This is a genomic window from Vibrio sp. J1-1 (assembly GCF_021728395.1).
In the GTDB taxonomy this organism is placed as follows: domain Bacteria; phylum Pseudomonadota; class Gammaproteobacteria; order Enterobacterales; family Vibrionaceae; genus Vibrio.
In genome coordinates this window covers 265266-285485 of sequence record NZ_JAKKCM010000001.1, presented here as the reverse complement: position 1 = coordinate 285485, position 20220 = coordinate 265266, and the positions used below count along the sequence as shown (strand labels likewise).

Annotated in this window: 17 protein-coding genes; 8 read left to right on the top strand and 9 right to left on the bottom strand. The window is 44.6% G+C overall.

The window, feature by feature from the left end; translation table 11 throughout:
* Window positions 1-135: 135 nt before the first annotated feature.
* Window positions 136-1827, bottom strand: coding sequence for an L-lactate permease (locus L3V31_RS01250; protein WP_237314023.1), 1692 nt, complete (start codon window positions 1825-1827; stop codon window positions 136-138).
* A gap of 161 nt (window positions 1828-1988) precedes the next feature.
* Here L3V31_RS01250 and L3V31_RS01245 point away from each other — a divergent pair, with 161 nt between their 5' ends.
* A complete protein-coding gene (locus L3V31_RS01245) occupies window positions 1989-2888 on the top strand; it encodes a LysR family transcriptional regulator (protein WP_237314021.1) in 900 nt (299 codons plus the stop codon).
* Window positions 2889-3009: 121 nt separating this feature from the next.
* Window positions 3010-5043, top strand: coding sequence for a prolyl oligopeptidase family serine peptidase (locus L3V31_RS01240; RefSeq protein ID WP_237314019.1), 2034 nt, complete (start codon window positions 3010-3012; stop codon window positions 5041-5043).
* Window positions 5044-5274: 231 nt separating this feature from the next.
* Here the strand turns inward: L3V31_RS01240 and L3V31_RS01235 are convergent, their stop codons facing one another.
* Window positions 5275-5772 carry a hypothetical protein gene (locus L3V31_RS01235; RefSeq protein WP_237314017.1) on the bottom strand — a complete coding sequence of 166 codons (498 nt, stop codon included), beginning with the start codon at window positions 5770-5772 and terminating at the stop codon, window positions 5275-5277.
* A 195-nt stretch (window positions 5773-5967) separates the two neighbouring features.
* Between L3V31_RS01235 and L3V31_RS01230 the strand changes: the two genes are divergently transcribed.
* Window positions 5968-8328, top strand: a complete 2361-nt coding sequence (locus L3V31_RS01230) for an ATP-binding protein (protein ID WP_237314015.1) — start codon at window positions 5968-5970, stop codon at window positions 8326-8328.
* Window positions 8329-8444: 116 nt separating this feature from the next.
* Here the strand turns inward: L3V31_RS01230 and L3V31_RS01225 are convergent, their stop codons facing one another.
* Window positions 8445-9179 (bottom strand): flagellar brake protein, encoded by a 735-nt coding sequence (locus L3V31_RS01225; protein WP_237314013.1) that lies wholly within the window; start codon window positions 9177-9179, stop codon window positions 8445-8447.
* Between the two features lie 130 nt (window positions 9180-9309).
* Here L3V31_RS01225 and L3V31_RS01220 point away from each other — a divergent pair, with 130 nt between their 5' ends.
* Complete coding sequence (locus L3V31_RS01220; protein WP_237314011.1) at window positions 9310-9585, top strand: GNAT family N-acetyltransferase; 276 nt, start codon at window positions 9310-9312, stop codon at window positions 9583-9585.
* An 8-nt stretch (window positions 9586-9593) separates the two neighbouring features.
* Entirely contained in the window at window positions 9594-10571 is a 978-nt protein-coding gene (locus L3V31_RS01215; RefSeq protein ID WP_237314009.1) for an ecdysteroid 22-kinase family protein, read from the top strand.
* Window positions 10572-10597: 26 nt separating this feature from the next.
* Here L3V31_RS01215 and L3V31_RS01210 read toward each other — a convergent pair whose 3' ends face one another.
* Window positions 10598-11098: a GNAT family N-acetyltransferase gene (locus L3V31_RS01210; protein ID WP_237314007.1), complete on the bottom strand. Its 501-nt coding sequence runs from the start codon at window positions 11096-11098 to the stop codon at window positions 10598-10600.
* Between the two features lie 389 nt (window positions 11099-11487).
* On the opposite strand from L3V31_RS01210, the gene napG reads away from it, so the two are divergent.
* From napG to L3V31_RS01195, 3 genes are all read left to right on the top strand, one after another.
* On the top strand, window positions 11488-12258 hold the full coding sequence (gene napG, locus L3V31_RS01205) for a ferredoxin-type protein NapG (protein ID WP_237314005.1): 771 nt from the start codon (window positions 11488-11490) through the stop codon (window positions 12256-12258).
* Window positions 12258-13112, top strand: a complete 855-nt coding sequence (gene napH, locus L3V31_RS01200; protein WP_237314002.1) for a quinol dehydrogenase ferredoxin subunit NapH — start codon at window positions 12258-12260, stop codon at window positions 13110-13112. The genes napG and napH overlap by 1 nt, the downstream gene beginning before the upstream one ends.
* A gap of 93 nt (window positions 13113-13205) precedes the next feature.
* Entirely contained in the window at window positions 13206-14387 is a 1182-nt protein-coding gene (locus L3V31_RS01195; protein WP_237314000.1) for an MFS transporter, read from the top strand.
* A 106-nt stretch (window positions 14388-14493) separates the two neighbouring features.
* On the opposite strand, the gene L3V31_RS01190 is transcribed toward L3V31_RS01195, so the two are convergent.
* From L3V31_RS01190 to L3V31_RS01170, 5 genes are all read right to left on the bottom strand, one after another.
* A complete protein-coding gene (locus tag L3V31_RS01190; RefSeq protein WP_237313998.1) occupies window positions 14494-15042 on the bottom strand; it encodes an ECF-type riboflavin transporter substrate-binding protein in 549 nt (182 codons plus the stop codon).
* A gap of 226 nt (window positions 15043-15268) precedes the next feature.
* Window positions 15269-16402 (bottom strand): HlyD family secretion protein, encoded by a 1134-nt coding sequence (locus L3V31_RS01185; protein WP_237313997.1) that lies wholly within the window; start codon window positions 16400-16402, stop codon window positions 15269-15271.
* Complete coding sequence (locus tag L3V31_RS01180; RefSeq protein WP_237313995.1) at window positions 16402-16779, bottom strand: DUF3302 domain-containing protein; 378 nt, start codon at window positions 16777-16779, stop codon at window positions 16402-16404. The genes L3V31_RS01185 and L3V31_RS01180 overlap by 1 nt, the downstream gene beginning before the upstream one ends.
* 379 nt (window positions 16780-17158) lie before the next feature.
* Complete coding sequence (locus tag L3V31_RS01175; protein ID WP_237313993.1) at window positions 17159-18742, bottom strand: GGDEF domain-containing protein; 1584 nt, start codon at window positions 18740-18742, stop codon at window positions 17159-17161.
* Window positions 18726-20210, bottom strand: a complete 1485-nt coding sequence (locus tag L3V31_RS01170; protein ID WP_237313990.1) for a hypothetical protein — start codon at window positions 20208-20210, stop codon at window positions 18726-18728. The genes L3V31_RS01175 and L3V31_RS01170 overlap by 17 nt, the downstream gene beginning before the upstream one ends.
* Window positions 20211-20220 lie beyond the last annotated feature (10 nt).

The window sequence follows — 20220 nt, the reverse complement described above, 5'->3', positions numbered from 1 at the left end:
TTCAGTCAGTTATGCAAAGTGATTGAAGGTGACACAGCTACCGGGGGTGATTTGCAGGTTAAAGAAACCAATGCGGGTAGTGTTGCTAATAGCTGTGTCAAAACAGTGCAGGGCGGCAGCACCCTGCGCTTTTGTTTACTTCATCAAGACATCTGTCACCTGGAATCCGTAAATCAGTACCAAACCGATAATGCCAGTCATAACAAGGTAGTAGAATGTTGGGATAACGGTTTTACGTAGTGTCGCACCTTCGCGTCCCAGCAGGCCTACCGTTGCTGATGCCGCTACGACGTTGTGAATCGCAATCATGTTACCTGCAGCCGCACCTACCGCTTGAAGTGCAACAACAATCACACTTGAGATAGATAGCGTTTGAGCTACTTCAAACTGGAATTGGCTGAACATCATGTTCGATACCGTGTTAGAACCAGCGATGAACGCGCCTAGTGCACCCACGGTGGCGCTCAATGCTGGGAATGCAGAGCCAACAAGGTCAGAAGCAAAGTTCGCTGTTGTTACTGGCATACTCGCAAGGTCTGCACCATTGATGCCCGAGTTAATGAAGATACGTACCATTGGAATGGTGAACACCAGTACGAAGCCAGCACCAATGAGTGTTTTGCTCGATTCACCGAATGCTTCACGAAGTGGTTTCGCGCTACCATTTTGTAGTAGTGCTGCAAGCAGAGCAACAAACACCAGGATACCACCAGGTAGGTATAGCGGTTGGATTGCTGTACTAACGCCTGCTTCACCAAGAATATTACTGAAAGATAAGCTGATGCTTTGAAGGAAGGCTTTGAACTCAGCACTAACTCGGCTAGCAACAAGAATCACAGCCAACATTACGTAAGGAACCCATGCCATTACTAGGCTCATTGGCTTACCAGACTTTTCTTTGATGTTAATTTTAAGAGAACCTAACCACTCTGCAGGCCATTTGTCTTCACTTTCAAAGTCCCATTTTGATTTCGGTACTAAGAAGCCTCTTTTCGCTGCGGTAACCACAATTGACAGACCAACTAGGCCACCAATCAGAGATGGGAACTCAGGCCCTAGGAATACGCCAGTCAATGCGTAAGGAACCGTAAATGCGATACCAGCAAACAGAGCGAACGGCAGGATATCGAGACCTTCAGTCCAGCTTCTGTTTTTACCGAAGAAGCGTGTTAACATCACAGCCATTAGCACTGGCATCATGGTACCGACAACAGCGTGAATAACGGCTACGTGAGTGGTAATGTCCTGTAGGTACATCTCCCATGTTGAGCCTTGAGTTACCAATGTCTCGGTAATGTTATGTGAATCCAGTCCTTTGTTTACACCGACAATGATCGGTGTGCCTACAGCACCAAATGACACAGGTGTAGACTGAATCATCATGCCCATAAGCACCGCTGCCATAGCAGGGAAGCCAATCGCAACGAGTAGAGGCGCAGCAATCGCTGCTGGTGTACCGAAACCAGACGCCCCTTCGATGAACGAGCCGAAACACCATGCAATGATGATAGTTTGAACACGACGGTCGGTAGAGATATCTGTAAAGCCGTTACGGATAGTTGTGATCGCTCCAGTGTGTTTTAAAGTGTTGAGCAAGAAGATGGCGCCAAACACGATCCAGAGAACAGATACGGTAATTCCTAGGCCTTGGAATACGGATGCCAGTACGCGAGTAGCTGACATATCCCAAAACATTAGGGCAATAGCGACGGTAAGACCGAACGCAACAGGCATAGCTTTTTTAGCAGGCCAGTTGAGACCAACCAATAAAATGGCGGCCACAACAATTGGCGAAAAGGCCACGAGGGCAAGTAGGGTTTCACTCATTTGTACATCCTTCGTCCGCAGACTTTTTGAACGGTATGTTTCCGTTGTAGAGGCGACTTTTGTTGTAATGGTTTTGTTAATTTGGCGTGAATCTACTCCTTTATTTTTTTTAGATATAGGGAAATAATGAAAATAATTAATTCCAAAAGTGACATAATAAAATGAGAGCAGACGACTTAATCCTATTTTCTCAGGTAATTGAATTGGGCAGTTTTAGTAAGGTTGCAGAAGCAAATAACGTTACAAATTCGGTAGTTAGTAAAAGAATCGCCAGGTTGGAAGAAGAAATCGGCGCACAGCTATTATATCGAACAACACGTAAATTGACCCTAACGGAAGCGGGGAAGGTGTTATTACATAGTGCTAAAAATGTGAAGCAAGCCACTCAGGAGGCTATGGATGCAGTTGCAGGCTTTGGAGAGAATGTAAGCGGACATATCAAGATGTCTGTGCCGTCCATTTCTGGGGACTTGATTCTTGCTGATGCGGTAGCCGAATTTTGCAACCTTCATCCGGGCTTAACTGTCGATATGTCGCTCGATAATCGCTTCGTTGATCTCGTGGCTGATGGTTACGATCTTGTGATTCGCACCGGGTATCTTGAAGACTCCAGCTTAATTGCAAGGCATATTCTTGATTCTCAATGGGTCGTGTGTGCTTCCCCTTCTTATATTGCTAAAAATGGTAAACCAGTAGAACCGATCGATTTGACGCGTCATAACTGCTTTCAGTACGCCTACCAAACTACGGGCGCTTCCGACTGGGAGTTTAAGAGTGACGAAGGCAACTACATTGTTAAAGTGTCAGGAAGTTTTTCTACTGATAACGCAACAGCGCTTCGTAAGGCGGCACTAGGTGGTCATGGTATCGCCTACGTGCCAAGGTGCTTGGTGTATCACGATATTCGTAATGGTCAGTTGGTTGATATCTTCCCTGAATTAGTCGGCAAAAAACTGGGCATATATGCGGTGTATCCGTTTACTCGCCAGCCACCCAACAAAGTGAAGCTATTAATTGAGCATATTCGGGAGCGCTATTTAACGATTTCTCATTACTTCTAAGTCACTCATGTATTTAATAAATATTTCAATCTTTTAGTTGAAATCAAACGTTAGCGCCCTAAGGTATGTGTTGAGAATCAGTCTCAACTAAAACAAAATAAAGTGGAGTAACACGGACGTTATGCATTACCCAAAAACTCGCAAAGATTCTACTGTGGATAGCTACTTCGGACACGATATTGCCGATCCGTATCGCTGGTTAGAAGATGATCGCAGTGAAGACACGGCAAACTGGGTCTCAAGCCAAAACTCAGTGACTTTTGATTTACTGGGTCAGATCCCTTATCGCCAGAAAATCCGCGACCTGGTCGCAAGCAGCCAAAACTATGAGAAGTTCTCACAGCCATTTGTGCGCGGTGATTACACTTATTTTTATAAAAATGATGGTTTGCAAAACCAAAGCGTACTTTATCGTTGCAAAGGAGAGGGTGAGGCAGAAGTCTTTTTAGACCCAAACACCTTTTCTGAAGAGGGTACCACTTCTCTTGGTGAAGTGAGCTTTTCAAAAGATAACCGTTTAGTCGCGTATTCTATCTCTGAAGGTGGCAGTGACTGGCGTAAGATCTTTGTGATTGATGTGGAATCCAAAGAGCAGCTGGAACCAGAAATTATCGATGCGAAATTTACCTCCATTTCCTGGTTGGGCAGTAAAGGCTTCTACTATTCCAGTTACGATAAGCCAAAAGGCAGCGAACTGTCGGCGCGTACCGAGCAGCATAAACTTTACTATCATGAGCTGGGTACTGCACAATCTGAAGATAAAGTCGTGTTTGGTGCATTGGACTCTCAGACACATCGCTATGTATTCGGTACGACAACCACGGATGATCGCTATTTAATTATCTCTGGCGCGGAATCGACTTCGGGCAACCGTCTGTTTTATATCGACCTTAACTCAGTAGCACAAGAGATTGTGACGTTACGCGAAACTACACAAGGCGACACACACCTCATCGATAATCAGGATGAAACCCTGCTGTTTTATACCAACCTAGATGCGTCAAATGGCAAAGTCGTCAGTTACAACACGCAAACCTCACAGTGGGCAGAAGTCATCGCAGAGCAAGAACAGCCGTTAGAAGTCGGTAAAGGTGGCGGCTATTTATTTGCGACTTACATGGTTGATGTTCTGTCGAAAGTACAGCAGTTCAACTATCAAGGTGAATGGATTCGTGATGTTGAATTACCAAGTGAAGGCACAGCGTATGGCTTAGCTGGGAAGAAAGAACAAACCACGCTGTATTACACCTTTACCAATTACGTTACGCCTCCGACGATTTTCTCTTTTGATGTTGAGACCGGTGAATCGAAGCTGTATCAAGAATCTAAAGCGCCATTTGATCGTAACGACTATGAGTCGAAACAGGTTTTCTACACATCTAAAGATGGTACGCGAGTACCGATGATCATCTCCTATAAGAAAGGCACTAAATTTGATGGTGCTGTGCCGACAATGCTCTACGGATACGGTGGTTTTAATATCAGCCTGACACCAATGTTTTCGGGCAATGTAGCCAACTGGCTTGAGCTAGGTGGTATTTATGCGGTAGCCAATATGCGAGGCGGTGGTGAATACGGAAAGGCATGGCACAATGCCGGCACCCAACTGCAAAAACAGAACGTCTTTGACGACTTTATCGCCGCTGCTGAATACTTGATTGAGAACAACTACACAAGTTCAGAACGCTTGGCGATTCGTGGTGGTTCGAATGGTGGGCTACTCGTCGGTGCATGCATGACGCAACGTCCAGAGCTGTTCAAAGTGGCACTGCCAGCTGTAGGCGTGCTTGATATGCTTCGATACCATACATTCACTTCTGGGGAAGGCTGGAAGTATGATTTTGGTACGTCTGAGCAAAGTGAAGAGATGTTCCAGTATCTACTTGGTTATTCGCCTGTACATAATGTGAAAGAGGGTGTGCAATACCCTGCGACGCTGGTGACCACTGCCGATCACGATGATCGTGTTGTGCCTGCTCACTCCTACAAATTCATTGCTGAACTGCAAGATAAACATCAGGGTGAAAACCCAGTATTGATCCGAATTGATGTCAATGCAGGGCACGGTGCGGGTATGCCACTAAGTAAACAGATTGACCTCACTACTGATGTATATGCATTCACGTTATACAACATGGGAATTGAGTCTGTATAACAGCCACTAAAAAGAAGAATAAAAAATGCCGCGACAGAATCGCGGCATTTTTCATGGTTGGGGGAACTCAAGTCATACTGATAACAGTATGGTGAGTCAGGTTGACTAAGTCTGACTCGTTGAACCAACCAGTCTCGGCGGCCAAACCGAAAGGCAGCTATGCCCATATTTAAATTGATACGAGGGCTTCATTACCAAATGACGCTTCTCTGCGGCACTGGGATTCGTGACTTAATTGTAAAGACGCGTACTGTCAGGCTCTCTAGAGATCTTCGCCTGTAACTGCAAAAACTGTTCATGTGCATGAGTAACGTGGTTCAATTCTATCATCCACTCTGCATTACGCTGAGCGGAACAAAATGCGACCATGTGTGCAAGTAAGTCTTCACTGTGCTGCGCGAGTAGGTGTCCCAAGCGCTCTATCAAATCATTATCTTCTAGTTGTAAAAACTGTAATAGCGCATAAGTTTGGTTTAGAGCTGAAAAGGCCTCGCGCTGAGATCCAAGCCTGTTGAGAATTTCTGACTGTGCCACGCTTGCATCACGTAACCCGCTAATAAGACAAATAAATTGGCAGGGTTTGGTCTGGTCGTTTTCTAACGCGGAGTGGATGTGATTGGGTAAATGATTAAGGACGCTTTCATATAAACGATGAGCTTCAGGCCAGTGACCCTGTTGTATTAATTGCCCAGCTTTCATGTAGTGCATCCAGCATTGCTCAATATCCATGTTCAACTCCCCAAATTAGATTGAACATGATATTAAATGAAAATAGTTATCAATTGCAAGTGTGCGTTGTTGTCATTTTTTCTAGTTTAGTTGCTCATAAAGTGTTCGAACAGGCCGTGATGTAATGTAAATCACTTAAAATTAAACAAATAATCTCTACACTCAATTGATGACAATAAGAAAAAGGAAGCGGATATGGCAATACTAAGGCTAGAACCCAAGCAGTTATATTCTGTAGCTGATCTAGAGAATATGCCATGTAAGTCTACCAAGGAATTACCTCCTCTTGACGAAATCGTGGGGCAGGAACGCGCTCAAAAAGCGGTTGAGTTTGCGATGTCAATCAAGGAGAAAGGGTACAATATTTACGCAATCGGTCAGAATGGTCTAGGTAAACGTACCATGATTTTACGTTACTTAAATCGTCATCAACACGATGCGGAAGCACTATTTGATTGGTGTTATGTTGCTAATTTTGAAGACACTCGTACACCGAAGGTCCTGAAACTGCCTTGTGGTATAGGGAATAAACTACGAGTCGATATAGAAACCTTGATGGGAAAATTGCTCAATGCGCTACCACTGGCATTCGATAACGAAATGTATTTTAGCCGCGCGGATCGTTTAAAAAACCAACTCGCCAGCAAGCAACAGAATGAGTTGGATCGTATCAGTAAGGAAGCGAAAGAAAAAGGCATTAGCCTGACGATCACAACGCAAGGTGACTACCAGTTCGTCGCTATGAATGGTGATGAACTGCATACCGAAGAGTCTTTTGATGCACTGAGCAAAAAAGAGCAAGAACAATTCAGCGATGCCATTGATGAATTGGAAGTGGCTTTGCGCTCCATGGTACGTGAACTCACCGAGTGGGAAGAAACCTTTAGTGAAAAGATCAAAAAGCTCAATGATGAAGTGACATTGGATGTGATTACGCACTTCATTAAGACGCTTAAGGTTGATTACTCCCAGTACCCTGAGATCAAAACCTATCTTACTGAACTACAAAAAGACATCGTCGAGAACGCCGATATTTTTCTTGACCAAAGTGCTGAACAAGGCGAAATAGCAACCGCGTCTTTAGATAAGAAGTTACCGCGTCGCTACAAAGTGAATGTATTGGTCAGTCGCTGTAATAGTGACTTCCCAATTGTTGTCGAAGAGAACCCTAATTATCACTCGCTATTTGGTTCAATTGAAACGGCAACCTTCAAAGGCACAGTGTTTACCGATTTCTCACTTATCCGAGCGGGTAGTCTGCACAAAGCCAATGGCGGCGTACTTTTGATGGATGCACAGAAAGTGCTTGAGCAGCCCTATGTATGGGATGGTCTAAAGCGTGCTATTCGATCGCGTCAGTTAAGCTTTACCTCGCTAGAGAAAGAAGTGACGCTAACAGGTGCGGTTTCACTCGATCCAGAACCGATTCCGTTAGATATCAAAATTATCCTGTTTGGTGACTACCGAACTTATCAGTTGTTACAGCACTACGATCCGGAATTTAGTGAGCTATTCCGAGTTACGGCAGATTTCGAAGATGAAATGAGCCGAACGCCAGAGTCTGAGCTGCACTATGCGAGCTTTATTTCTAGTGTCGTCCACGATAACAACATGCTGCATTGTGACAAGAAAGCCATTGCTCGTATTATCGAATACAGTTCGCGTTTGTCTGGGGACCAGTCTAAGTTGTCGCTCCATTCTGCAAATATCGCTAACTTGCTCCGAGAATCAAACTACGTTGCTCGTCAGGCAAACTCCAACATGATTCGAACCGGGCATGTACAAGAAGCGCTGAAGAATCAAGAAATGCGCGTGAGCCGTTTGCGTGACGGTGTGATGGAATCGTATGTCAATGGTACGACGTTGATACGCACGGAAGGTATGGCGGTCGGGCAAGTTAATGCATTGTCTGTGTTGAGTACCAGTGACTATATGTTTGGTGCACCAAACCGTATTACCGCGACCACGTGCTATGGTGACGGTGAAGTGATTGATATCGAACGCAGTGTTGATCTCGGTGGTAGCATTCACTCCAAAGGCGTCATGATCTTATCGGCGTATTTGTCGTCTGTGTTTGGTAAAAATGCACGTGTTCCGCTCACGACCACAATCACCTTTGAGCAGTCTTATGGCGGGGTCGATGGAGACAGTGCCAGCATGGCCGAGCTGTGTGCGGTTGCGTCAGCATTTTCAAAACAGCCAAACCGTCAGGATATTGCCATCACAGGTTCGATGAACCAGTTTGGTGAAGCGCAACCCATTGGCGGCGTAAACGAAAAGATTGAAGGCTTTTATGATGTGTGTGTCATTAAAGGTCGTCATGACGGTCAGGGGGTTATCATTCCGGCTTCTAATGCACATAACTTGATGTTACGAGCGGATATCGTCAAAGCGGTAGAAAGAGGTGAATTTAATATTTGGGCGATCGACCATGTCACCGAAGCGATTGAACTGTTCACCGGAAAAGTGGCTGGGGAGCCAACAGAAGAAGGCTCTTATCCGATCGATACGATTTTTGGGATTGCTCAAGCTAAGCTCAATGCATTGAGAAAGTAGACCAAATATCGCGGAAAAGCGCTTTAGTCGCTGACCGAACTAAACAAGAAAAAGGCACATTCAGTGCCTTTTTCTATTCTTGTGTCATCAGAAATAACGATGAGACAAATGACGAACTACTTTAACTTGAGTTTGGTTCCGTCAAATTTGAGGTTGCTCAGTAAGCCCTTTGCATTGGTTTTACCTACGTCATCAAATTCCACACCATAGCGGGAGTAATGTGTCGATTTTTGCAGATTACAGATGCGGCCGTTTAGCGGTGCTAGCAAACGGTTATCTTCCTGCATGGCTACATCTAACGAAATCTGGTCGCCAACTTGTAGTGGACGACTCATTGGTGAAGTCACGAAGCGGCATCCACTTCGTGAAATATCTCTTATCTCACATTCATTGCGATATGCTTCGAAGCGTACATGTGCTTTCAAATTGACTTCGTAGCGAACTTCTTTCCTAAGCTGATACACTTGCATCGTATTTGGTAGGCTAAGCACCAATATTGGGTAAGGTTCCCCTAAGCGATGCTGTATTTGCGCTCTAAATGGAATAATAGCGCCCTCACCACGCTGAGAGTACGCTTTGATGTTGATCCAGAACCCCTCTTGAAAGTAGAACTTGAGATCTTCTTCCGAAATATTAGGTACTTCTACCAACGCGGTATGGTTGGAGTGACAGCCAATAAAGGTACTGGTGGTAATAAACTTAGTTCCTACTGGCGTGGTTACGTTTAAAGAAACTTCACTACCGTGCTCCACCATTGCCATTGCATCAGTGCTGTTTAATGTTGTCGCCTGACGTTCTGGCTCCCTCTTGCTTTGAGAAGGTCGCTTGCCATCTATGGCGCTGGGTATCATATTTCTCATTATTATGGTCGAACCTGAAAAAGGGACTGATATGAATTACTTGGGCTTCCTAGCGTGGTATTGATTTTATTCAGTGATATAGTTCTATTCAATAAGTGAACGGAAAATAAGGTAGTAAGTTATGCAAAAAGTGACTCACGACATCGAAAATGGCCTCTTTTGGGTTGAACTTGAACCAGGCTTTAGCGCCAAAGTCGAGTATCAACTGCACAATGGCGAAATGCATATCACGTCTACCTTGGTTCCTGAAGAGCTTAGAGGTAAGGGGTGCGGAAAGGTGATGATGGAAGCGGTACTGCCAGAGATTGAATCATTGGGCTACAAAATCGTTCCGGTTTGTCCTTATGTCGGGCATTACATTGATAGAAATAAACAATGGGCGCATCTTTTGGCGTAAGAGAACAAATGATCAACTCTCCATACGAGAACATTGGCAATGAGCTAAACCTTGGTAATCTCGCGTCGGTCGAAGTAATTCAATCACTTTGGGGAGGTTACGGTGAACTGGTACGAGTGAACTTTTCGAAGCGCTCAATCATTGTAAAACATGTGACGCTTCCTAAACCATCAGAGCACCCGCGAGGCTGGAATACCGATCGATCCCATTACCGTAAGCTGCACTCTTATCAGGTTGAGGTCAGTTGGTATGAACACTTTAGTCAACCTATCGATGAACATTGCCGGATACCGAAAGGGTTAAAATGCTTTCAAACGGATAATGAATGGTTGATCGTTATGGAAGATCTCGCGCAAGCGGGGTTTACCAAAGTGGTGACTAAAGCGTCTAAAAAACATTTACGAGCGTGCCTCTCTTGGCTAGCGCATTTTCATGCTCGTTATATCGGGGTTTACCACGATCAGCTATGGGTTATTGGAACCTATTGGCATTTGGCAACGAGGCCAGATGAACTGGAAGCGTTAGAAGATACAGAGTTAAAACAAGCTGCGTCATTAATTGATAGCACACTTACCCACGCAAAATATCAAACTATCGTTCATGGCGATGCCAAATTAGCAAACTTCTGTTTTGATGACGCAGAATCATCGGTTGCTGCAGTCGACTTTCAGTATGTTGGTCATGGCTGTGCTATGAAGGATGTGGCGCTGTTTATGAGCAGTGCGGTCGATCCAGAAGCATGTTCAGAAATGGAAAGTTGGGTACTCGATACCTATTTCAAAGAACTGACGCGTGCACTTCAAATCTACCAGTCACATCTTGACCCTAAAGATGTAAAGCGAGAGTGGCGTCCACTGTTTTCTGTCGCCTGGGCTGACTTTCATCGTTTTGTAAAAGGTTGGAGTCCGAACCACTGGAAAATTAATCCCTATACCGAAGCGTTGACGGCGAGAGCGATTACTTCACTGAAAGTCCAATCTCAATGAAAAAGCCTCCTTGTGGAGGCTGAATTCTAATTCTTGCGAGGTCTTATTCGCGCCATGTAATAGGTATTGATGAACTCGCCATCGCGGAAGCAGGCATCAACGGCTTCGCCTTCGATTTCGAAGCCATGCTTTTTGTATAAACCAATGGCTGCGTCGTTGTCTGCGTTCACTTCTATTTGAATTCGCCTTACATTTAACCAGTTATCGGCTAATTCTATCACCGTCTCAATTAACTTAGTGCCTACACCAAGGCCGTGAAAACGGTCGTGAACACCAATACCAAAGGAAGCCGTATGCGAAGTTCTGGGACGTTGTGAGTGATGAAAGCCGATGTTACCGACTACCTGACCATCTACTTCGGCTACATAGCTGTATACGCCAGAAGGCATGTTAGTCAATCTTTCCTTCCACATGGCAATAGACGGGTTAGGGAGCTGCAGGGTTTCACGTTGCGCTTTAGGCTGTGAATAAATTTCAACCAGCTCGGCTGCGTCTTCAACCGTGGTTGGACGTACGATTATTTCCATGCTTCTCTCCTTTGTGTTTGTTTTACCTTAATCTAACCACTGTTTTTAATTTTGAATAGCATTTTTTAAATTTTATTGAACTTATATCATTAAAATCAGCTGGTTATATGTGTGTCTCTTTAAGTTTATCTAGTAATTTAAAGCTGGTGATGCCGATAAGATTGAAAATGTGTTGGATTTTCATACTAAAAATTTACGCAGTTATAGGTGATTGTGGTGAATTCATTTTTAGCTGAGAAAAGAAGGTTTTTAAACTGTGAAGCGGATAGGCGCGTAAATTTGACTTGAATCAATAGAGGTCTGAGTTACCCCTTATGAGGCATGGGGAAGAAGCACGTTTCGGGCTATTTATGCTTAACTTGATAAAGGAGCTTCTTTGAGGAAACGTGATGAAATCATTCCCGTCAAAAATGTCCCAAAGTCGTCGCCGATTTTTGCGTGATACTGCTCGAACTGCGATGGGCGTTGGTGCTGCTGCCTGTGTATTGGGGCTACAATCCTTGCAAAGTCAAGCTCGCGAAACCAAAGGGGTCCCAATCAGGCCACCGGGTGCTCTGCCAGAGGGTGACTTTGAATCTGCCTGCATCCGTTGTGGGCTGTGTGTACAAGCATGCCCATACGATACGTTAAAACTTGCCACGCTACTGTCTCCGGTTGCTACAGGCTCACCGTATTTCACTGCACGTGATATACCATGCGAAATGTGTGATGACATTCCGTGTGTGGTTGCGTGTCCGAGTGGGGCGCTCGATCCTGAATTAACGAACATTGATGATGCTCGTATGGGGACTGCGGTGCTCATCGATCACGAAACGTGCCTTAACTGGCAGGGGTTACGTTGTGATGTGTGTTACCGAGTCTGTCCTCTTATTGATGAGGCGATTACTTTAGAGAACATTCACAACGACCGCACAGGCTACCACGCTAAGCTGATCCCAACCGTTAATTCAGAGGTCTGTACAGGTTGTGGTAAATGTGAACAAGCCTGCGTACTGGATGTCTCGGCAATCAAGGTTGTGCCTACGGACTTAGCGAAAGGCAAAGTTGGTAGCCACTACAACTTCGGTTGGCAGGAAATAGACAAACCTTTAGAGAACGTGCTTCCACAAGAAAACCCTGTACCGGCAGGTGCACTTGAGTCTCTAAAAGGAGGTAAGTAATGGCTAAAAACTTAGCTCAAGATGCTGGTAAAGAGGCGGTAGAAAAGCTTGGCTGGTGGCGAGCACACCGATTTCTAATCTTACGCAGGCTTTGCCAACTCACCATTATCGCACTGTTTATGGCTGGGCCAACGCTAGGTGTTTTTTCTGGCAATCTTTCGTCTAGTATGTTGCTAGATACTGTACCCATGAGCGATCCGCTGATCGTACTGCAGGCTGTGGCTACTGGGCATGTTCCGGAGTTTAATGTTTTATTAGGGGTAGCCATCGTTATTGTGATTTATGCGATTCTTGCACCACGAGCATTTTGCGCGTGGGTATGCCCTTTGAATGTGGTGACAGACGTTGCTGCCTGGCTGCGCAGAAAACTGAATATCAAAGCGAGTTATCGCTGGTCTCCATCTATTCGCTATTGGTTAATTCCAGTTCTGATGTTAGGCAGTGCATTATCCGGCGCGATCCTCTGGACATGGATAGATCCGGTTGCCGCGTTGCATCGAGGACTCGTGTTTGGCATGGGAGCAGGTTGGGTTTTAGTTGGACTCGTTTTTGTCCTAGATCTATTGCTTGTGGAACATGGATGGTGTGGTCACTTGTGTCCTTTAGGCGCAACCTACGGCGTCATAGGCAGAAAGAGTATTCTCAGAGTTACCGCCGTAAGACGTGAAGCATGCACGAAATGCATGGATTGTTTTTACGTGTGTCCAGAACCAGAGGTATTAAGGTTGCCCTTAAAAGAAGGTGATCGCCGAGTAATGGATCAGAACTGTATCAGTTGTGGTCGCTGTTTAGATGTTTGTCCGGAACACGTCTTTGAATTTAAAAATCGCATGAACGTAAAGAATATCGATTAGGCGATCATTTTGCTTTTTCGCTCAAGCATAATGATATTGCGAATTTGTTACATTTAGAGATATGATGATGCCTTCATATCTAAAGGATGCATCATGAATACCTCATCTCAAGGCTGGAGAACACCGCAAAACTTCTTATTGCTTATCTCTATCATTGTGCCTATTGCCTTCTCAACCTGGATGGCGCTACTCAATAATTTCGTTATTGAAAAAGCAAACTTTGATGGCTCAGACATCGGTTTGCTACAAAGTGTACGTGAAGTGCCAGGTTTCTTGTCGTTTACGGCCGTATTTGTGCTGCTGTTCATTCGCGAGCAACGCTTTATGTTGGTTTCACTCGCCATGCTGACATTCGGTACAGCAATAACAGGTTACTTTCCCTCTCTGTACGGCTTACTTTTTACGACCTTGTTAATGTCTACTGGATTTCATTATTTCGAAACGTTAAAGCAGTCCCTCTCGTTACAGTGGCTGTCTAAAGACGAAGCACCTGAAATGCTTGGTAAGTTTATTTCGGTAGGTGCGCTTGCTTCTCTGATTACCTATGGGGCTCTGTGGGTAATGCTAGAGCAACTTAAGTTGGATTTTAAAATCGTCTATATGGTTATGGGCGGAATAGGCTTTATGTTGATCTTAGTGATGGCATTTGCTTTCCCTCAGTTTAAATCGACAGTGCCGCAGAACAAGAAGTTGGTACTGCGTAAACGCTATTGGTTGTACTACGCACTAACGTTTATGAGCGGCGCTCGTCGTCAGATCTTCACCGTTTTTGCGGGATTCTTAATGGTAGAGAAGTTTGGTTATTCGGCAGCGGATATTACCTTACTGTTTCTGATTAACTACTTATTTAACTTCCTGTTTGCCAAACGTATTGGCCGGTTTATTGGTATTGTCGGAGAGCGTAAGGCATTGGTGTTTGAATACGTCGGTTTGATTTTTGTGTTTGTTGGTTACGGGCTAGTTCAAACCGCAGAGTGGGCAGCTGCACTGTATGTCGTAGATCATCTGTTTTTTGCTTTGGCATTAGCGATTAAAACGTACTTCCAGAAGATTGCTGATCCTGCGGATATGGCGTCTACGGCTGGTGTGGCCTTTACCATTAACCATATTGCTGCGGTTGTTATTCCAGTAACGTTTGGTGTTATTTGGTTGGTGTCACCTTCTAGTGTTTTCTACATTGGTGCTGGTATGGCAGCAGTGAGTTTGTTGTTCTCTCTGAATATCCCTGCCAAGCCAGAAGAGGGGAACGAAACCCGTGTGTTGAGGTGGAGTTAGGGCATACTGAGCTATCAGCTCACAGTGACCTGATTTAAAAATGGGATGCGCTGGCATCCCATTTTTGTGTCTGAATAGAACGGTACGGTGCTTAGTGCAGGTGCGATTAGGTCTCGGTAAGCTTGTCACTGCCTTTGTTGCGTTTAGCAATGGTTCGGATGATGAAGTAGCCAATAAGAGAAATGAGTATCGTGTTTCCTGTCGTAATGATTAGCATCTGTGTCAGTACTTTATTAAATGGTTCAGCATAGAAGATGGTATCAAGATAAGCAGAGCAACCATAACCCAGAATATTACCAATAAGAGCAAGCGCAACGAAGAGTATGAAGTCTTGCCTTCTGAAGTCCCCTCCATCTAAACGGTGACGTGTCAGGTAGGGGAAGAGTCCAATGACCAGACCGACAATACCTGACCCTACAACCCAAGTTAACCATACGCCCCAACCTGAGAACTGATCCGTGATCCAGTGGCCGATAACACCCACTAAAAAACCAACAATTGGACCGAATAATACCGAGTACACGGCTAATATCGCCATGGCTGGTTTTAGGGTTGTATTAGCAAAAACAGGTACGCCAAACATAGGTAGGCCGCCGATACCGTAGAGTAAAGCGCCGCTAGCGATAACGATGAGGGTTTTGCCTGAAAGATTCATAGATAGCCTCTGCTTAGTAGTCAGCGTTGAATATCGTTCACTTACATTACTTTGAATTATCGATATTTTTGCTGTCTATTACATCTTAGCAGTAACCAAATTGATTGGGATTTTGACGCGGTCTATTTGAAAAAAGTGTGTGATTAAACTCACGTCTCCGGTGGATGGAGAGACAAAAAAGGGGCGGATATCCGCCCCTTTGTGAGTAGGTATCAAAGTCTGAGTATCAATGGTCTAAGTACAGATAGTTTTGCCAGCTCTTCATGCGGATGAGCACTTTACGCATGATAGAGACATGGTGGAAGCTGTCTGAGTAAACGGCAACTTCAACGGCGGTACCCATAGGAAGATGGAACTCACTTAGATCATCGGTGATTTTGAGTTTGACGAACACGCGCCCACTCGTACGAAGTGCGTCTGTACCTACCAATGCTCCACGAGCTTGGAATTGGCTTTCACCGATCGCAGGAATGACCTCGACGACTTCTCCTCGAAATACACGGCCTGGGATTGCTCGGAACATGAATTCAGCTTCAAAGCCTCTTTTTAGGCGTTGTAGCGAGTTTTGTCGGAATGCCGCCGTGTAGTAATGGGTGTCTTCCGTATGCACAAAAGTCATCGCTGGTGCGAGTGGTAGTGGTACCGCCATCACGCCTGGGCGCAAAGCAAGCTGCGTGACGTAGCCATCTGTCGGAGCTCGAACCACGGTTTGTTCCAAGTTGAACTCGGCTTTACGCAACTCAGCAAGTAATTGAGCAACTTGAGTATTTTCACCGCCAACTTCCGAGTTTAGCGCGATTTGTGCTTGCTCTTTTTGTTGCAATGCGACTTCTAGAGTGGCTTCTGCCGCTTTAAAAGCCTGGCGACGAGTGTCAAGGTCTTGTTCAGTAAACGCACCACGATCAAAACCTCTTTGGTAGCGATCGTACTCTCGCTTCGCTTTGTCTCGCTCTGCTTGAGCTTTGATAACTCCTGCTTGTGCCTCTTGTACTCCAGATTCAAGCCCCAAAGCACCTTGGCTTGCTTCTTTCACTTTAGCTTCTAAGCGTGTCACTTCGGCTTCAAAAGGTGTCGGATCGATTCTAAACAGCACATCGCCCGTTTTTAATGGTTGGTTAGGTTGTACTGGCACGTCGATTACACGACCACGTACACCAGGCACAATAGGCGTAGTCGGATAGATCTGATTCCCTATCTGAGTAAAGGGATGGTTGTAGTTCATAAGAAGCACGAGTGTGCCTATTAGTACAACGCCACCAAGAACGGCTGTTGGAACCGACCATTTGTTAAGAGGGATCTTAAAAATTTTGAAAATCGCTATACAAAAAGCTGTATAAGTCAGGATCAACAATAAATCCATTATTTTTCCTCTTTACTTAGGTCAGCGTTCGGTTTTTGCTGAGATTGCTTTTTTAATACTGATACTTCATTTTTTAGCTCGTTTACTTCGTCAATGAGCTCTTCAAGGCGATGATGAATATCGTGTGTTTCTTGTTCTAGTTGTTTAAAGCCCCAACCTCGCTCTTTGCGCCATAATGTTGCCCAAATCCAAAGGAAAGGCCACAGAGCGTGAAGTGTAAACAAACTTACCCAACCAGCGTAATGAATTGCGTCTTGGTGTGGGTGCTCACGCTCTTTGGCGATTTCATAGGGAATATCGTGAATAACGATGATCCCGTAGAAAATGACCAAAGCAACGAAAATGAGCATCCCAAGTGCAAAATAATCTAGAAACATCTTACTTACCCGTGTTTGTTGCTATATGAAAAAAGTTACGTAAATGAGTTGCTTAAGTATTTGATATAAATATAAATTAATCAAGTGTTTTTGACACTTATACTCAGCTAACCCCAAGATGCTTTGTTCCTGGCTCAAATAGTGCACCTGGAGAGACAAAGTGGTTTAAAGTTTGTGTCCCTTTAGACTGGGATAACAATCTTCAACCGTCTGGAAGAATTATAGCGTTTTGACATGCTAGCAGTTCGAAACGACTTGGCCTCTGCATAGTTAAGTAATAGACCTTTATTGGAAGGAATGGAAACGAATTGCAGTACTTAGGAGTGACTGCAGAGAAAAGGGCTGCTATGTCGGCTATTACCCATATGTTGGGGACCATTTACAACTCGGTACAAACTTGGTTGCGGCCATTGGCTTTCGCGCGGTAAAGCGCTTTATCGGCACGATAAAAGGTACGCTGTGTATTTTCACCCTCACGGTGGACGGTAATACCGATAGAAACCGTCAGGCCACGCTCGCCTAAAATATCACTCCAGTTATAGTTATAAATTTTCTCCCGGTAGTTGTCTGCGAGGATCTCAGCATGTTCTAACTTGTTGTTTTCAAGTATGACGAGAAACTCTTCACCACCAAAGCGAATGCATGAAGCGCCTGGAAAGTTAAAGTAGTTGGACAAATGTTTTGATACGCTCTGGATTGCTTTGTCACCGACTAAATGGCTCAGTTCATCATTGATAGACTTGAAGTGGTCGATATCAATCACCATGAGAGCAAAAAGTGTATCGCGGAGCAGTAAGTCCTTCAGTTTCCCTTCTAACCAGCGGCGATTATGTAAAGACGTTAATGGGTCGGTCAAAACATCCTGTTGTAACTGAGCAACGGTATTCTTGTGTTGTTTTGTCGTCTCTTTGAGTTCTTTGTTTTCAATCTCTGATAAGATCAGTTTGAGCTGTAATTCATAACGATCCAGGCGATGTAGCTGAGCATAGCCTAACTCACTGATAGGCATTTGCCTGATCAACTCTGACTCAATACTATACGCACGTTTTTCACATTCCAGTGCAACTTCAAATTGACCCTGAGAAGCATTAATCTCACTCATCGCATTGTAAAATTTGTGTGCAAGCATAGCGGAAGAGTGTTTCTTTATTCGCTTTTCAACTGAAGCCATGACTAGGTTGGCTAAAGCTGTATTACCTTTCCCATTCAGACAGTAAGCTGTCTCAATTTTGACCATCGCGGACAACCAAAACGTCGCGGAGCTGCCGGAAGTATACTGTACATTAGAAAGTGAAAGTAACGCGTTTAAATAGTCATTGTTCAATTGATGCATTTTGGCTCGGTATAGGTGGATCTGACCAGCAAGGTTTTTATCACTGACCAGAATACTGAGCTCTTCACATTCAGTGAGTAACTCCATGGCATTATCGGTACGTTCTAAACTGATGTAACAAGCAAGCATGTATAGCTTGTAGCGTAAGCGCAATGAACGATTGCTGATCGCATGGTCTATCGCATCGATTTTTTTGTAAAAACGCATTGCACGTTCGTGATCCCCATAGGCATCGCACAAGTTTCCCATACCAACAATGGCTAACACATATTCATTAATAAAACCGAAATCCACCGCGATTTTGGTTGACTTAATATACTCGGACATTGCTGAATCATAATCACCGTTCTCAACCAAGTGTTCACATAAACTCGATTTGACCGACAAAATATCTTCAGCATTGATTGGGAGGTTGAGGTGTTCCAGTGCTTGTCTCAGTTCGGCAATACCGTCGTTCAGATGTTTTAGCTCTCGGCGATATTCTGCGCTGATGATATAACAATGTGCTTTTTCGAGATGGGTTTCTGCAATGTGTACTCGAATGTGTTTCCAAAGTGCCACCGCTTCTTCACCCGTTACAGAAGATGGGTCGATGCCAGCCTCAGTCACTTTATTAAGTAACTGTTCCATTTTTCATTACCTCTATAGGGCTTTCTTCTAATTGCTCTAATGTGAACGGGAAAGTCAGAATATCTTGTACATACAGGGTGGGCATTGGTCCTTTCAGACCTTGTCTCTCCCATGGATAAATTTTTATCATGGACTGGACCGTCTTACACAGCGATTCAGCCGCCTGACCTTTTTCCGCTATTAACATAGCAAGCCGGTCATTAGAAATGCGGGATACTAAATCGTTTGGCGTGGTTAAAGAGTGGACGAGTTCGGTACAGGCATCCAAAAAAGCCGGTTCGGCGTGACGGATCATGATAATCGCGTGATTCGATTGTTTAAGCTCAGTTTTGAAGAGAACAAGTTGCTCCCACCAATAGGTTTCAGAGACGAGTTTAGAAAGGTGTTTTTCGGGATCATATTCATACTGAGAACGAATATGGTTAATCAGTTTTCGAGCGCGCTGTTCAAGTTTGCGCTTGGCGCTGTGCGCTTTATCCTGATTGAGTTGATGCATTTGTTCTTTTAGCATTTGAAGCGAGTGCTTGCGGTATTTTTGGAAAGCGTAGAATGCGGCTTCAAACTGACCTTGTTCTTCTGCAACACGCGACTGCTGGTAGCAAATCTGACTAAGTAATTCACCCTTATCAAAATGCTGGGCGGCCCCTTCAGCGGCAATTAACAATCTTGTTGCACTTTCGGTATTGTTACGCAGAAGTTCCAGACGAGCTCTGCTGGTGAACGAATGCGCCTTCATCCAAGTAAGATCATGATCAATGGCAATCTGATGTGCTTTTTTCGTCGCAACTTCTGCTGCGTCTAATCTCTCTAACCCGAGTAAAGCCAGTCCTTTGATGTCCCATATTTCCGCTTGCCATGTCGAATCTTGATGATCTTTTAGCGCTTCGGTTGCACCATCAAGAACAATCAACATGTTGACGTAATCCTTCTGTAGGTAGTAATCCCACGCTAGTAAAATACGGGCTTTGCCTTCCATCCAGGAAATGCGGACATTGTTCGCCACTTTTACGGCTAACTGATGCGTTGATGTGGCAAGTTTGTGTTGATTGGTGATACGCCAAACGTTACCGAGCCCAATCAGTGATTCAAGTTGGATTTCGATATTGTCGACAAGGGCGGATTGTTCGAGAGCATTAACCCAGTATTGCTGAGCTGAAAAATATTTGGCTTGCCCCCAGTACTGAAGCGCAAATGTGTGAAGAATTTCTGGAAGGTGCTCATCGGTCTCGAGCTGGTTCTGCTTGTCGTAGGCTGCCTTGATAAGCTTAAGGCCTTGACGATAATCCATAGCGCACCAGCAACAGTGTGACATGATAAGTAAGGCTTGGATCTCGCCTTCGATAAACAACATTTGTTTTGTTGTAACACGCAGCTGCTCAGCTTTACGCAGAGTGGATTGAGGTTGAGATCTCACTTGTTCTTTAAGCAGTGCTAGCTCGTATGCTAGCTGAGTTTGGCTTCTATCCAACGTTTACATC

What these genes read in the sequence shown, in the direction of transcription:
- L3V31_RS01250 (WP_237314023.1), bottom strand. Translation starts at nt 1,827, where the DNA reads ATGAGTGAAACCCTACTTGCCCTCGTGGCCTTTTCGCCAATTGTTGTG.
- L3V31_RS01245 (WP_237314021.1), top strand. Translation starts at nt 1,989, where the DNA reads ATGAGAGCAGACGACTTAATCCTATTTTCTCAGGTAATTGAATTGGGC.
- L3V31_RS01240 (WP_237314019.1), top strand. Translation starts at nt 3,010, where the DNA reads ATGCATTACCCAAAAACTCGCAAAGATTCTACTGTGGATAGCTACTTC.
- L3V31_RS01235 (WP_237314017.1), bottom strand. Translation starts at nt 5,772, where the DNA reads ATGGATATTGAGCAATGCTGGATGCACTACATGAAAGCTGGGCAATTA.
- L3V31_RS01230 (WP_237314015.1), top strand. Translation starts at nt 5,968, where the DNA reads ATGGCAATACTAAGGCTAGAACCCAAGCAGTTATATTCTGTAGCTGAT.
- L3V31_RS01225 (WP_237314013.1), bottom strand. Translation starts at nt 9,179, where the DNA reads ATGATACCCAGCGCCATAGATGGCAAGCGACCTTCTCAAAGCAAGAGG.
- L3V31_RS01220 (WP_237314011.1), top strand. Translation starts at nt 9,310, where the DNA reads ATGCAAAAAGTGACTCACGACATCGAAAATGGCCTCTTTTGGGTTGAA.
- L3V31_RS01215 (WP_237314009.1), top strand. Translation starts at nt 9,594, where the DNA reads ATGATCAACTCTCCATACGAGAACATTGGCAATGAGCTAAACCTTGGT.
- L3V31_RS01210 (WP_237314007.1), bottom strand. Translation starts at nt 11,098, where the DNA reads ATGGAAATAATCGTACGTCCAACCACGGTTGAAGACGCAGCCGAGCTG.
- napG (WP_237314005.1), top strand. Translation starts at nt 11,488, where the DNA reads ATGAAATCATTCCCGTCAAAAATGTCCCAAAGTCGTCGCCGATTTTTG.
- napH (WP_237314002.1), top strand. Translation starts at nt 12,258, where the DNA reads ATGGCTAAAAACTTAGCTCAAGATGCTGGTAAAGAGGCGGTAGAAAAG.
- L3V31_RS01195 (WP_237314000.1), top strand. Translation starts at nt 13,206, where the DNA reads ATGAATACCTCATCTCAAGGCTGGAGAACACCGCAAAACTTCTTATTG.
- L3V31_RS01190 (WP_237313998.1), bottom strand. Translation starts at nt 15,042, where the DNA reads ATGAATCTTTCAGGCAAAACCCTCATCGTTATCGCTAGCGGCGCTTTA.
- L3V31_RS01185 (WP_237313997.1), bottom strand. Translation starts at nt 16,402, where the DNA reads ATGGATTTATTGTTGATCCTGACTTATACAGCTTTTTGTATAGCGATT.
- L3V31_RS01180 (WP_237313995.1), bottom strand. Translation starts at nt 16,779, where the DNA reads ATGTTTCTAGATTATTTTGCACTTGGGATGCTCATTTTCGTTGCTTTG.
- L3V31_RS01175 (WP_237313993.1), bottom strand. Translation starts at nt 18,742, where the DNA reads ATGGAACAGTTACTTAATAAAGTGACTGAGGCTGGCATCGACCCATCT.